The organism is Listeria weihenstephanensis, assembly GCF_003534205.1.
Classification (GTDB): domain Bacteria; phylum Bacillota; class Bacilli; order Lactobacillales; family Listeriaceae; genus Listeria_A; species Listeria_A weihenstephanensis.
This window is the reverse complement of sequence record NZ_CP011102.1, coordinates 1,261,037-1,274,481: the sequence shown is the minus strand read 5'-3', so window position 1 is coordinate 1,274,481 and position 13,445 is coordinate 1,261,037. Positions and strand designations below refer to the sequence as shown.

Annotated in this window: 10 protein-coding genes; 1 reads left to right on the top strand and 9 read right to left on the bottom strand. The window is 42.9% G+C overall.

What is annotated here, in order from left to right; translation table 11 throughout:
- The first annotated feature begins 23 nt into the window (after positions 1-23).
- Positions 24-638, top strand: coding sequence for a TVP38/TMEM64 family protein (locus tag UE46_RS06155; protein ID WP_118907813.1), 615 nt, complete (start codon positions 24-26; stop codon positions 636-638).
- A gap of 64 nt (positions 639-702) precedes the next feature.
- Here the strand turns inward: UE46_RS06155 and UE46_RS06150 are convergent, their stop codons facing one another.
- The 9 genes from UE46_RS06150 to UE46_RS06110 form a co-directional block, all read right to left on the bottom strand.
- Positions 703-2,511 (bottom strand): glycoside hydrolase family 13 protein, encoded by a 1,809-nt coding sequence (locus tag UE46_RS06150; protein ID WP_051493061.1) that lies wholly within the window; start codon positions 2,509-2,511, stop codon positions 703-705.
- Between the two features lie 18 nt (positions 2,512-2,529).
- Complete coding sequence (locus tag UE46_RS06145; RefSeq protein ID WP_036063045.1) at positions 2,530-4,935, bottom strand: glycogen/starch/alpha-glucan phosphorylase; 2,406 nt, start codon at positions 4,933-4,935, stop codon at positions 2,530-2,532.
- Between the two features lie 46 nt (positions 4,936-4,981).
- On the bottom strand, positions 4,982-6,409 hold the full coding sequence (gene glgA, locus UE46_RS06140; protein WP_036063043.1) for a glycogen synthase GlgA: 1,428 nt from the start codon (positions 6,407-6,409) through the stop codon (positions 4,982-4,984).
- Positions 6,406-7,554, bottom strand: a complete 1,149-nt coding sequence (gene glgD, locus UE46_RS06135; protein WP_036063041.1) for a glucose-1-phosphate adenylyltransferase subunit GlgD — start codon at positions 7,552-7,554, stop codon at positions 6,406-6,408. Before glgD ends, glgA begins: the two co-directional genes overlap by 4 nt.
- On the bottom strand, positions 7,544-8,686 hold the full coding sequence (locus UE46_RS06130) for a glucose-1-phosphate adenylyltransferase (protein WP_036063040.1): 1,143 nt from the start codon (positions 8,684-8,686) through the stop codon (positions 7,544-7,546). The genes glgD and UE46_RS06130 overlap by 11 nt, the downstream gene beginning before the upstream one ends.
- A gap of 19 nt (positions 8,687-8,705) precedes the next feature.
- Positions 8,706-10,649 (bottom strand): 1,4-alpha-glucan branching protein GlgB, encoded by a 1,944-nt coding sequence (gene glgB, locus UE46_RS06125; RefSeq protein ID WP_233230994.1) that lies wholly within the window; start codon positions 10,647-10,649, stop codon positions 8,706-8,708.
- Positions 10,650-10,881: 232 nt separating this feature from the next.
- Positions 10,882-11,877, bottom strand: coding sequence for a lipoate--protein ligase (locus tag UE46_RS06120; RefSeq protein WP_036063037.1), 996 nt, complete (start codon positions 11,875-11,877; stop codon positions 10,882-10,884).
- 14 nt (positions 11,878-11,891) lie between these two features.
- Positions 11,892-12,623, bottom strand: coding sequence for an MBL fold metallo-hydrolase (locus UE46_RS06115; protein ID WP_036063034.1), 732 nt, complete (start codon positions 12,621-12,623; stop codon positions 11,892-11,894).
- Positions 12,624-12,830: 207 nt separating this feature from the next.
- A complete protein-coding gene (locus UE46_RS06110) occupies positions 12,831-13,403 on the bottom strand; it encodes a VanZ family protein (protein WP_036063033.1) in 573 nt (190 codons plus the stop codon).
- Between the last annotated feature and the right edge of the window lie 42 nt (positions 13,404-13,445).

Sequence of the window (13,445 nt, the reverse complement as noted above, 5' to 3'; positions counted from 1 at the left end):
TCGGATTGGGTGGGATAACTATGATGGATATGTATAATTCGGTGAAAGAATTTTTCTCATATGATAATATAATGCAGTGGATGCAGTCTTATCGTGCGTTTGGACCGCTACTCGCTTTTTTCTTACCGTTTATTGAGGCATTTCTGCCGTTCCTACCGTTTTCTTTGTTTGTGATTGTCAACGTGAGTGCATACGGATTCTTCTGGGGCTTCACGATTTCGTGTGTTGCTGCGATACTTGGGAGTTTATGCGTTTTTTGGATCATTCGGAAATTTGGGCAGACGCGGTTTTTGCGGTTTATTACGAACCATAAACATGTGCGCAAAGTGATGGATTGGATCGATGAACACGGTTTTGGTCCGATTTTCATTTTGTTGGTGATGCCTTTTACGCCTTCATCTGCGGTCAATGTTGTTGCCGGCTTATCTGAAATTCGCTTTTATCAATTTTTGCTGGCGTTGATTGGCGCGAAAGTGATCAAGGTTTTTGCGATTAGCTATATCGGTTATGATTTGCGTGATATTATTCAGCATCCTGTGAAATTACTTATTCTGATCATGCTTGTGGTCGTTTTGTGGTATGTTGGCAAGCGTTTGGAGCGTTGGATGAATACAAAAAAGAAGGACACGATGAATTAGTATCGACTCTATATCGCATAAAAGCAGTAGCCTTTTTTCGAGATAAAGGCTACTGCTTCTATTTTTATACAAAGAAAAATTCGTATGGTCCTATCGTGCTTTCGTTAATATTTGCGGACTCCAAAATTGGTTGCCATTCTGCTCGTTCTGGATAGATGTCCGAGAGGTTCACTTTTTGCTCTTCCCCAGTCGGATTCATCACGAACACACGCCAATTATCTTGATCAATGTAGCGAATCACGCCAAACAGAGTTCCAAGGGAAAACGGGTGATATTCGCCTTTTTGCAATGCCTCATTTGTATTTCGCAACTGAATCGCCGCGTGATAAAAGTCGCTGATTTCAGCATCTTCTCGTCCCCATGGATAAAATTTGCGATTGTCTGGATCAGCGCCACCCGTTAGTCCCGCCTCATCCCCGTAATATACGCAGGGCACGCCTGGTAAGACCATCAACAGGTGAATCGCCAAACGTAACTTCGCTTTATCCTCAGATAACATTGTAAAAATTCGCTCGGTATCGTGTGTCCCAATATTATTCAAATTCGCCGCCAATGCCGCGGCAGGATAATTTTCCTTGATGGCCATCGTTCTTTGCGCCGCTTGTTTCGCCGTCATATCGCCATTTATAACATCGATGATAATATGCCGGAAAGGATAGTTCATCACGCCTTGTAACATGCCACCCTCCAAGTAATGGCGCCGTTTATTGTACGCAATTTTGTTCGAAGCATCTTCCCAAACCTCACCAATTAACACGCGATCTGGATACTTCATTAACTTTTTGCGAATCCCCGCGATGAATTCATCTGGAAGCTCGTCGGCCACGTCTAGGCGCCAACCGGAAATTCCGCGCGACGTCCAATGATCGATCACGCTATCGTCTCCTGCATAGATCAACCGCTTGAAATCGGCGTCCTGCTTGTTCACCACTGGCAAATTGCTAACACCCCACCACGTATCATATTGATCGGGAAAATCATGAAATGTGAACCAAGAATAGTATGGCGAATCCTTGCTCTGATACGCGCCCACCGATGTGAAATGGCCATTTCGATTGAAATAAACGCTATCTTCACCAACATGATTGAAAACGCCATCCAAAATGACTCGCATTCCCATATCGCCAGCTTTTTGAATCAGTTCCGCCAAAATCGACTCATCGCCAAACATCGGATCAATTTTTTTGTAGTCGGACGTATCGTATTTATGATTGCTCTTCGCCTCAAAAATGGGACTTAAATAAAGCCCAGTAATGCCGAGATTCTGCAAATAGGTCAGCTTTTGCGTGATGCCATCTAAATTACCACCGAAAAATTCCCATCGCACAATCTCGCCTTTATCATTTTTAATATAATAAGGCGTGTCCTCATTCCTAGCGTAAATAAACGAATCAGGTTTCGGCTCGCGGACATGATCATCCGCATTGAAAAACCGGTCCACAAAAATATGATAGAAAACTGCCTTTTGATACCAATCTGGCGCATTATCTGCATACTCAAAACACGTCAGTTGGTAGGTGGACAACTCATGATAATTTTCCGTAAAAAAGCCTTCCCCGCCATACTTATCTGGATTATTGAAATAGTAGGTTGTCCTTGCTTCTGTATCGAAGTTTTGCTGGATTTTGAAGTAATAAAAGTATAAACCCGTGGCAGCATGCGGCTTGAAAGATACGGTATACGCCGAATCTTCCGTGTGCACCATCTCGAGACTCTGCTCCTCCATGCCATCTTTATGAATTTTCAGTTCCACTTTTGAAACGTAAGGAAGTGCGACGTCAATTCGAAAATCAACCGTCGCCTCCACATCTACTGCGCCAAAAGGTCGTTTATATAACTCATTCCATGAATCGAACTGGACCACATTTGCCATCGTTTAAACTTCCTCTCGTCACAGGTTTTTATTGTGATGAACGTTCCAAATTTCATCCGCGTAATGCATAATCGTATAATCCGAAGAAAATTCTCCCGCGTGCGCGATATTTAGCAGCGACATCTGATTCCACTTCTTCCGATCGCGGTATAACCCATCAATACGCGATTGCGCCTGAACATACGAATCATAATCTTTCAAAACAAAATACTCATCATTATACTTCAAAAGGGAATCAAAAATTTCGCGTCCCTCGGCTTCAATATGTGGAATCGTACCATCGACCAGCGCATCCAAACAGCGTTTCAACCGCGGATTATGGTCGTAAATCTCGTGGGAATGATAGGAATTCGAATCGTAAAAATGATATAACTCCTGATCCTGCATTCCGAACAGCAACATATTCTCATCGCCCACTTTATCACGAATCTCCACATTCGCCCCATCAAGCGTCGCAAGCGTGATGGCGCCATTTAGCATCAATTTCATATTACTCGTTCCCGATGCTTCTTTTGTCACGAGGGAAATCTGCTCACTCACATCTGCCGCTGGAATTATTTTCTCAGCTAGCGTCACGCCATAATTTTCAACAAAAACAACTTTGATTTTGCCATCAATGGAAGCATCATTGTTCACCAAATCAGCCACAGCATTAATCAGCTTGATAATTTCCTTCGCGTACGAATAACTTGGCGCCGCTTTTGCCCCAAAAATAAACACGCGCGGAACGATATCATTATCGGTTTTCGTTTCCTTCAGGCTCAAATAAAGCGATAAAATATGGAGCACATTTAGCAATTGGCGCTTGTATGCGTGAAGTCGCTTAATCTGTACATCGAAAACCGCATGAGGATCAATCTCAATTCCCATCGTTTCCTTCACATACGCTGCCAAACGGGCCTTATTCGCAAATTTGACCGCTTCTAATTTCTCAAGTAACACCGAATCGTCTTTAAAAGCCTTCAATAAATACAGCTCATTCGGCTTCTTCTTCCATTCTGTGCCAATGTAATCACTAATCAATTCGCTCAAACCCTCATTGCTCAGCAACAACCATCGGCGGTGCGTAATACCATTCGTTTTATTATTAAATCGCGCTGGATACGCCAAATAAAAATCATGCAGCGCCTTCTCTTTTAAAATTTCCGTATGCAACTTCGCAACACCGTTAATACTATGACTACCAATGATCGCCAAATGCGCCATGTGAATCACACCATCTTGGATAACTGCCGTTCGGTACGTAAAGTTTTCACCGTAAAGCGGCGTCATACTCTCCAGATGGCGACGATTAATCTCACAAATAATTTGATAAATCCGCGGTACTAAATTCGACAGCATGCTTTCTGGCCATTTTTCGAGCGCTTCCGCCATGATCGTATGATTCGTATACGAGCAAGTTTTCATCGTAATCGCCCACGCCGCGTCCCAGCTCATGCCTTCTTCATCTAACAAAATTCGCATCAATTCAGGAATACACATCGTTGGGTGGGTATCGTTAATATGAATCGAAACCTGCTCTGCCAAATGCTCCATCGGAATACCAAGCCTGCGATAATAACGAATAATGCTCTGAATACCCGCTGATACAAAAAAGTACTCCTGCTTCAAGCGCAGCAAACGTCCGTCATAATTAGAGTCATCTGGATAAAGTATCTCTGAAATACTATGAATCGATTTCCGACGATCTTCCGAAAAATACCCCAATTCTTCACTCGGCGGGATCTCGGCGGACCAAAGACGCAAATTATTCACCGTATCATTTTCATAACCAGTCATCGCCGTATCGTAAGGCACAGCCCAAATATCTTCCGTATGCGAATAAATCGGGATAATCCGACCATCTTCCTGTTCTTCTAAATGCACATCTCCGAAAAAGCGCACGATCTCCGCTTTATTTTCACGTCTCGTTTCCCAGACGTTCTCATGTCTCAACCAGTCATCTGGTAACTCCACTTGGTATCCATTGACAAACTTCTGCTTAAATAGACCATTGCGATACCGAATACCATTCCCATTTCCAGGAACGTCACACGTCGCCATCGAATCCATAAAACAAGCCGCTAAACGCCCAAGACCCCCGTTTCCTAATCCCTGGTCCGCCTCGATTTCCTCAAGGCTCACAAAATCAATACCAAGCTCTTGTAATCCTTCTCGAACGGTGTCCAGAATACCTAAATTCAGCAAGTTACTTTTTAATAATTTTCCTGGAAGAAATTCAATTGAAAAATAGTAGACCTGCTTTGCCTGCTCCTGCTGATATTCCTTCTTTGTTTGCATCCAATTTTGGGCCGTGTACTCTTTTACAACACTTCCGAGCGTGATGTACTGTTCCAGTGGCGTTAAATCGTGAGCTTCCGAGGCATAAAGACTCGTTAGAGCGCGATTATATTCTTTTTTAAACTGCTCTTTACTTATTTTCAATACGATTCCTCCTCATCAGGTTTGACCGGTCTGCATCTTGAAAACATCAGTATTCCTCGTAAATACCCTTGTACTTTTCTGCTGAAACTTTCCAGCTGAAGTCTTTTTCCATCGCTTGTTCCACGAGGCCTTGCCAGACAACGGGTTGCTCTGAAAAAACCGCGATTGCCATTTCCAAAATATCTCGGAAAACTGTGGCATTATAATGATCAAAACTAAAACCAGTACCTTCTTGTGTATATTGATTGTAAGGCGTCACCGTATCTTTCAAGCCGCCCGTTTCATGCACAATTGGGAGCGTTCCATAACGCATCGCGATCAGCTGCGAAATCCCGCACGGTTCAAACCAAGATGGCATTAACAACATATCTCCAGCCGCATAAAGTTGTTGCGCAAATCCGATATCAAAGGCAATATTCGCCGACATTTTTTCCGGATAAACGTGTTCAAAAAAGCGGAAAGAATCTTCAAATTGTGATTCTCCATTGCCCAGAATCGCGATTTGGATGTCTTTTTGAAGCAATTGATCTAAACTTTCTTCAAGTAGCTGGCAACCTTTTTGGTGCGTCAACCTAGAAACCATGATAATCAGTGGCACATCGGCTCTTACTGGCAAACCTAACCGTTTTTGCATCGCCGCCTTATTTGCTGCTTTCCCAGCTAAATCGTCTTTACTAAAATGCGTTGGAATCAGTGGATCGGTCTCAGGATCATTCAACTCTTGGTCAATGCCATTCAAAATACCAACAAGTTTCCAAGCATTCGCACGAAGTAAGCCGTCCAAATTCTCACCGTATTGTGCCGTCTGAATCTCCTTGGCATAACTCGGACTCACCGTTGTAATCCGGTCCGCAAACTGAATCGCGCCCTTCATAAAATTGACATTCTCATAGTATTTGATCCCATCCTCATGCCACGTCTGCATCCCAATCCCAAGCAATTCCTCCAACACACGCGGCGAATAAATGCCTTGAAATTGTAAATTATGAATCGTGAGTACCGTCCGAATCCCACGATACGACTCAATCCAGTGATACTTATCTTGAAGGAGCAGCGGAACAATCCCCGTATGCCAATCATTGACATGCAACCAATCCGGAATAAAATCAATTTTCTCCATCATTTCACACACCGCCATCGAGAAAAACGCATAACGCTCCGCATCATCATAATCCCCATACACATTCGGTCGGTCAAAATAATACATGTTATCTATAAAATAAAATGTTACGCCATCCTGCTCCAACATCTTCACACCACAAAACTGTTTGCGCCATCCGACATCCACCGTAAATTGCGTCACATCCACCATCTTGCTCTTATATTCCTCCGCAATCTTCGTATGAAACGGTAAAACTACGCGGATATCGACGCCCTGCTTCACGAGCTCCTTTGGTAAAGCATACGCGACATCAGCGAGTCCGCCGACCTTCACGAACGGAAATACCTCCGCCGCTGCAAATAAAACTTTCATCCTATTTCCGCCTTTCTGCTCGACTCCATATGCTCATCCTTTTTAACGACAATTGGGTTTTCCCTCGTGCCAATCAACTCAATTCCTGGTGCAATCACGCTCTTTTTATCCGCAATGACATAATCTAATCTGGCGCCCGCACCGACTTTCGCGCCTTGCATGATCATCGAATTTTTAATATCCGCGCCCTCTTCCAATACCACATTTCGGAAAATCAGCGAGTGTTCCGCCGTCCCGCGAAGCAAGCAACCATTGGCAACCAGGCAATCCTTAATATCCGAGTTCTCTGCATAAAAAGTAGGCACCTCATTCTTCGCTTTCGTGTGGATTTTCTGATTTTCTTGGAATAAAGCCGATAAATTCGAGCCTTCCAGCATATCAAAATTCCCTTCAAAATACGAATTCACGGAATAAATTTGGCGCATATAGCCTGTATACTCAAAACCATTCGCATTCGTATGTTCCACCGCTTGTTCCATCACCGCATCCAACGAAAAATCGCGCCCCGTTTCACGATAATTTTTCAATAAGTTCAGCAATAAATCCTGTTTCAACAAATAAATTTCGAGACTAAGCGAACTTTCCGCCTCGATCCGTTCGTCTTTTCCAACGACCGTATTCGTCAAAATTTGCCCTGCTGGACTCATCTCAAAAACGCTCAAATCATCATGATCGCCCGCTTCAATCGGCGCCGTAATTTTCTTGTAAACCACCGTAATATCCGCTTCCTGCTGCTTATGATGCTGCAAAATCGTTTTCAAATCGATATTACAAATCATCTTGCTACCCATAATCACCACATATTCCGTCGCGGATTTCGTCAAGAAGTTCAAGCTATTATCATAATTCTCCTGCGAAAAATCGTCCGCATTGCGCTCATCAAAAACGAATAATCCGCCATACATCGTGTTCAAATCCCATTCCTTACCACTACGAATATGATCAAATAACGAGCGATTATTCTCATTTAAAAACATCGCAATCGTGTTAATACCAGCATTCGTCATGTTGGAAAGTGGAAAATCAACCAACCGATACCGACACGCGAATGGCATTGCCGCAAGTGGCCGATTTTTCGTTAACGGCTGTAACCCTTCCTTATTCTCCGATAGATTCAAAATCCCACATATTTTATTAGCCTTCATCTTCCGACACCCCAATCACGTCATGGTGACCAACAACTTCAATTTCGTCCCCACCAATAATTTCAACATTATCCGCAATAATCGCATTTTCCCCGACAATCGCCCGCTTCAAAATAACATTTTTTCCAATGACGGCGTTTGGCATAATCACACTGTCCTCGATCACACTATTTTCGCCAACTTTCACATTTTGCGACAAAATCGAATGCGCTACTTTCCCATTAATAAAGCAGCCATCCACAATCAGCGCATTTTTAACACTCGCCTGTTTCGTAATATGTTGCGGCGGTGCAATCGGGTTTTTCGAATAAATCCGCCAATCCCGATCCCGAATATTCAGCTCATGGCACGGATTAATAAACTCCATGTTCGCTTCCCAAAGACTCGAAATCGTTCCCACATCTTTCCAATATCCCGCAAACCGGTAAGCAAAAATATGCTCGCCATTATTCAAATAAGCTGGCACAATATTTTTCCCAAAGTCGCTCATATCAATATCTTTCGCCTGCGCCTCTTTTAAATACTGCTTCAACAAACTCCATTTAAAAATATAAATTCCCATCGAGGCCAAATTACTTTTCGGCACAGCCGGTTTCTCATCAAACTCAATAATCCGCTCGGTATTATCGACATTCATAATCCCGAACCGCGACGCCTCTTCCATCGGCACCTCAATAACCGCCACCGTCAATGCCGCATTTTTCGCCTTATGATAATCGAGCATTTTCTCATAATCCATTTTGTAAATATGATCCCCCGATAAAATCAACACATATTCCGGATCATGACTATCAATAAAGCCCACATTTTGATGAATCGCGTGCGCTGTTCCCTTAAACCACTTCTCGCCTTCCAAACTAAGATGCGGTTGCAAAATCGTCACGCCGCCACTCTTATAATCCAGATCAAAATAAGAGCCATCGCCGATATGGTCATTTAATTCTAGCGGTTGATACTGCGTCACTACACCCACCGTATCAATCCCCGAATTCGAACAGTTACTTAGTGAAAAATCAATAATTCGGTATTTCCCACCAAATGAAACAGCTGGTTTTGCCATTGTTTTCGTTAAATCACCGAGCCTTGAACCTTGTCCACCTGCTAAAATCATTGCAATCATGTCATTTTTCATTATTTTCCGGGTTCACCTCTTACAGCGAATCCCTTTCACCGCCCTTTTTATATCCTTTTATTCGTTTCGGCTTCAAAATCAATACACTCATCGCAGGAAGAATGACTTCTATACTATGAGGTTGTCCGTTATACTCCTCTTGACTCGTGCGCATTTCCGGCTGAGCCACATCCCACGTCCCGCCAAAATCACGCGACTCCGTATTCAGCAACTCCGCATACACCCCTTCATACGGCACGCCGATCCGCACATGCTGCCTCTCCACTGGTACAAAATTACACACCACAATCAAAAAATCGCGTGGCTTCAATCCTTGGCGAATAAACGTCAACATCGATTCATCCCGATTATCCGCATCCAAAATCGAAATCCCCGCAGGTTCATGATCCTGCTCAAACAGCGACCGGTGCTCTAAATAAAGCTCATTCAACGTCCGCACAAAAAATTGATACTGATGATTCAAATCCTGCTCCAAATCCGCCCATTCCAATTCCTCTGCAAACTTCCATTCTAAAAATTGCCCCGTCTCATTTCCCATGAAATTCAATTTTTTACCAGGATGCGTCATCAAGAAAGCCTCCAGCGTCCGCAACCCAGCAAACTGGTTATAACGATCGCCCGGCATTTTATGCATCATCGACTTCTTGCCATGCACCACTTCATCATGCGAAAGCGCCAAAATATAATTTTCCTTAAACATATACATAAACGAAAACGTCACGAGGTTAAAATGGTCCTTGCGAAACAGCGGATCCATCTCGAAAAACTTCAAAATATCGTTCATCCAGCCCATATTCCACTTATAATTAAAACCAAGTCCACCTTTGTCAACAGGCATCGTTACATTCGGATAAGCCGTACTCTCCTCCGCAATCATCAGCATATCCGGATAACGTTTAAAAACCTCCGTGTTCAACTTTTGCACAAAAGCAATTCCCGCCCTATTCTCGTTGCCACCATCCTCGTTCGCTTCCCAATATCCATCGTCATAATCCAAATAAATCATGGAAGACACGGCATCGACCCGCAAACCATCCAAATGGCACATCTCAATCCAAAACAGCGCATTCGAGATCAAAAAACTATGCACCTCGGCCTTAGATAAATCAAAATTAAGCGTTCCCCAGCGCACATTATTCGCCTGAAATGACTTCCAATATTCAAATTGAGGCGTGCCATCAAAATACGACAACGCATTATCATTCCGACAAAAATGGCCAGGAACCCAATCCATAATCACGCCAATATTCGCCGCATGACACGCATCCACAAAGCCCATAAAATCTTCCAAGCTCCCGTAACGCGCCGACAACGCATAATAACCCGTGATCTGATAGCCCCAAGACGCGTCCAGCGGGTGTTCCATCAACGGCATAAACTCAATATGCGTGAATCCCATCTCCACCACGTACGGAATCAAATTTTCCGCCAGTTCCGAAAAATTATAAAACTCAGCATCCCCGTCCTTCGGTTTCCGCCATGATCCAGCATGCACCTCATAAATATTCAGCGGTGATTTATACACATTCTTGCGTCTCCGCTTTGCCATAAAGCGCCCATCCGTCCACTTGAAATCCGGTAATTTCGTCACAACCGCTGCATCTTTCGGCCTCGTTTCAAACGCCAGAGCATACGGATCCATCTTCAACTTCACGTTCCCGTTCGCATCCTCGACCAACACTTTATAATGCTGCCCAGCCTGCGCCACGTCCGAAAAACCTTCCCAAATCCCTGTTTCCTGAACCTTTTCAAGCCGCATTCCGTTTTCCCAATCGCAAAAATCACCTACAATCGCAATTCTACGAGCATTTGGAGCCCAAACACGGAATGTAAATCCTTCCTTACCATCCATATCCACTGCAAATTGACATCCCAACAGCTGATAACTTTGAAAATGACTTCCCATATTAAATAAATATGTATCCGCTTCTGACATGTTCCCGATCTGCAATTTATTGCTCACTTCACCACACCCTTTTTGAATAATCTGTTTTTTCTAATCCTCAAAACAAGATATCATTCTGTCTGCGTTCTTTATGAAGTAAAATCGGAAACCGTCAAACAAATTTCCTTACCTTTAATATACCAGATTATCGCTCATTTTGAAAATAATACCATCATCAGAATGACACTATTTTCACGCCTTCCAAAAAAAGAGCACAAACCGTTTTGGCTCGCACTCTCTAGCTTCCATATTAATACACTAAATCTAAGAAATCTTCTTTCGTAATGTTGCCAAAATAGTGTTTCATATCTACATCTTTCAATGCTTCCTCGATCGCCTGACGCTGGTAATTCACGCCACGGAGTTTACCCTCAATCTCCGTCACATCGCCGACCCCAAAGAAATCGCCAAAAATCTTGATATCCGCAATCACACTTTTCACAACATCAAGGCGCACATCGATGCCACCAACCGGGAATCGTTTCGTCCGCTCCAAGTTAAATTTCGGCGATTTTCCGTAGTTCCAGTCCCAATTATTGTAACGCGCCGCCGAAATCTCATGAATTTTCTCCCAATCCGCTTCCGTCAATACATATTCCTTCACATCCGCCACATCACTCACTTCAAAAATATCGAGCAGCAATAAATCGCGAAATTCCTCCGTCGTCATTTTTTGCTCCATAAATTCTGAAATATTCGCGACACGACTACGCACCGATTTGATGCCCTTCGACTCAATCTTATCCTTGCGTACCTTCAGAGACGCAACAACATCATCCAAATTAAGATCAAGCATCAACGTCCCATGCGAAAACATCTTACCCTTCGTTGCAAACTGCGCATTTCCAGACACTTTGAAACCATCGATCAGTAAATCATTGCGTCCTTTTAACTCCGCGTTCACACCTTGACGCTTTAGCGCTGCCACAATTGGCTCCGTGAATTTCGCGAAGTTATGAAATGAATCACCATCATCCTTCGTAATAAAGCTGAAATTCAAGTTCCCTTCATCATGATAAACCGCGCCACCGCCTGATAAACGACGCACAACCTTGATATTATTTTTCTCCACATATTCCGTATTAATTTCCTCAATCGTATTCTGATTCCGCCCAATAATAATCGACGGCTGATTAATGTAGAAAAGCAATACCGGCTCATCCAAATTGAGCTCCGTTAAAATAAACTCTTCCACCGCCAAATTAATTGTCGGATCCTTCACGTTCTTATTATCAATAAAATACACGCCTTATTTCCTCCTTAAAATTCGATAATTAAGCCCTTTTCAGCTAAAATAATCTGTCCGTCAAATTCCGACGCAGCTTCAGCTTTTAGCCTTGCCAGCTCGCCAAACTGCGGTAAATGCGATAATAGCAATGTCTTCACACCCGCGTCATGCGCCAATTTTCCAACTTCCGTGCTCGCCATGTGAATCTGACTTTTTCCAGCCAAATCCTTAAAGAAATTCGTATCCGCCATCAACAAATCGGCACCCTTTGCGAAAGAAACAAAGGACTCTTGGTACGCCGAATCCGCTGTGAACACAAAGACTTTCCCATTCGCCTCAACCCGCATCGCATAACAAACGACCGGATGCACCGTCTTTAAAAAGGTGATCGTAAATGGTCCAACATGAAGCGCCTCACTCGGATTATACGCAATTCCCTCCGACACGTTTGGCATTGTTAGATAAGAAAAACCACGCGCATCCTCATCATGCCCATACATCGGCAACACAGGAACATCCGCGTTCATCCCACCAATCAAACGATAATGCTGCAAAATCCCAACATCCGCCACATGATCTGGATGATAATGCGAAATAATCGCCGCATCAATCGCGTTTGGATCAATATAATTTTGCATAATAGAAACGGCACTCGCACCGACATCAATCAATAATTTAAATCCGTCCTCTTCTAATAAATAGCTCGACGTTCCTTCATCCACTTTCGGATAGCCACCCCAATGACCAAATACAGTCAACTTCATGCCGCCACGTCCTCTCACGATTTAGTTTACCTTTTTATCATACACTAAAATGGAAGCGGAGGATAGATTTTGCGCCCAGAAAAAAACACGCCATCTTCATGACATGTTCCCCGCTTTTATTGATTTTGCATTGAGGCTGGCGGTTGATATTTCAAATCGTTTAGCCCGCTTATAATCATCTATCCCGAATAACTGCTTCAATATACATCAAAAATGATAGACATTCAACTTTTGAAAAAGCGGTTTACATATTCGAAATAGCGCGTACCCAATCATTCCACCACTCACATTCCAAATCAAATCATCTATATCTACATATTTGAAAGCAGCTTGATATAGAATATTTTGCAGTAATTGCAATAGTTCGATAGACATTGACAAAGTGAGCGCCAACAAAAACATCCTTTTCCAGCTAACTTTATACTTTGAACATAGTGGGTACAAACAGCCAAGTGGTATAAACATAATAATATTGGCGACAACTTGAAAAATAGCCTGACTAACATCCAGATCTCCACTATAAATGTAGATATCCCAAACAGTTGCAAAAGGTATGATGTTAATTCCAGTTGCACCATCTCTTAAAATACGAGTATCTTCAATCAACATGCTATTTGTCATAATTGGAAACATCGTATAGCCTACGACACCTGTTGCATACATAAACATACATGATTTAAATACTATTTTCTCAATCGGCTCTTTCTTCCTAATCCATCGAATCAAAAAGAATACATAGATAATAGGCGCAATGAGAAGTATAAATTTTGCAGTTAGCATAACCTAACGCCACCTTATTTTTTAATAATTCCTATACCTTTA

Coding starts and splice junctions, on each gene's coding strand:
- glgD (WP_036063041.1), bottom strand. CDS start 7,554: ATGAAGGCTAATAAAATATGTGGGATTTTGAATCTATCGGAGAATAAG.
- glgA (WP_036063043.1), bottom strand. CDS start 6,409: ATGAAAGTTTTATTTGCAGCGGCGGAGGTATTTCCGTTCGTGAAGGTC.
- UE46_RS06155 (WP_118907813.1), top strand. CDS start 24: ATGGATATGTATAATTCGGTGAAAGAATTTTTCTCATATGATAATATA.
- UE46_RS06115 (WP_036063034.1), bottom strand. CDS start 12,623: ATGAAGTTGACTGTATTTGGTCATTGGGGTGGCTATCCGAAAGTGGAT.
- UE46_RS06110 (WP_036063033.1), bottom strand. CDS start 13,403: ATGCTAACTGCAAAATTTATACTTCTCATTGCGCCTATTATCTATGTA.
- UE46_RS06130 (WP_036063040.1), bottom strand. CDS start 8,686: ATGAAAAATGACATGATTGCAATGATTTTAGCAGGTGGACAAGGTTCA.
- UE46_RS06150 (WP_051493061.1), bottom strand. CDS start 2,511: ATGGCAAATGTGGTCCAGTTCGATTCATGGAATGAGTTATATAAACGA.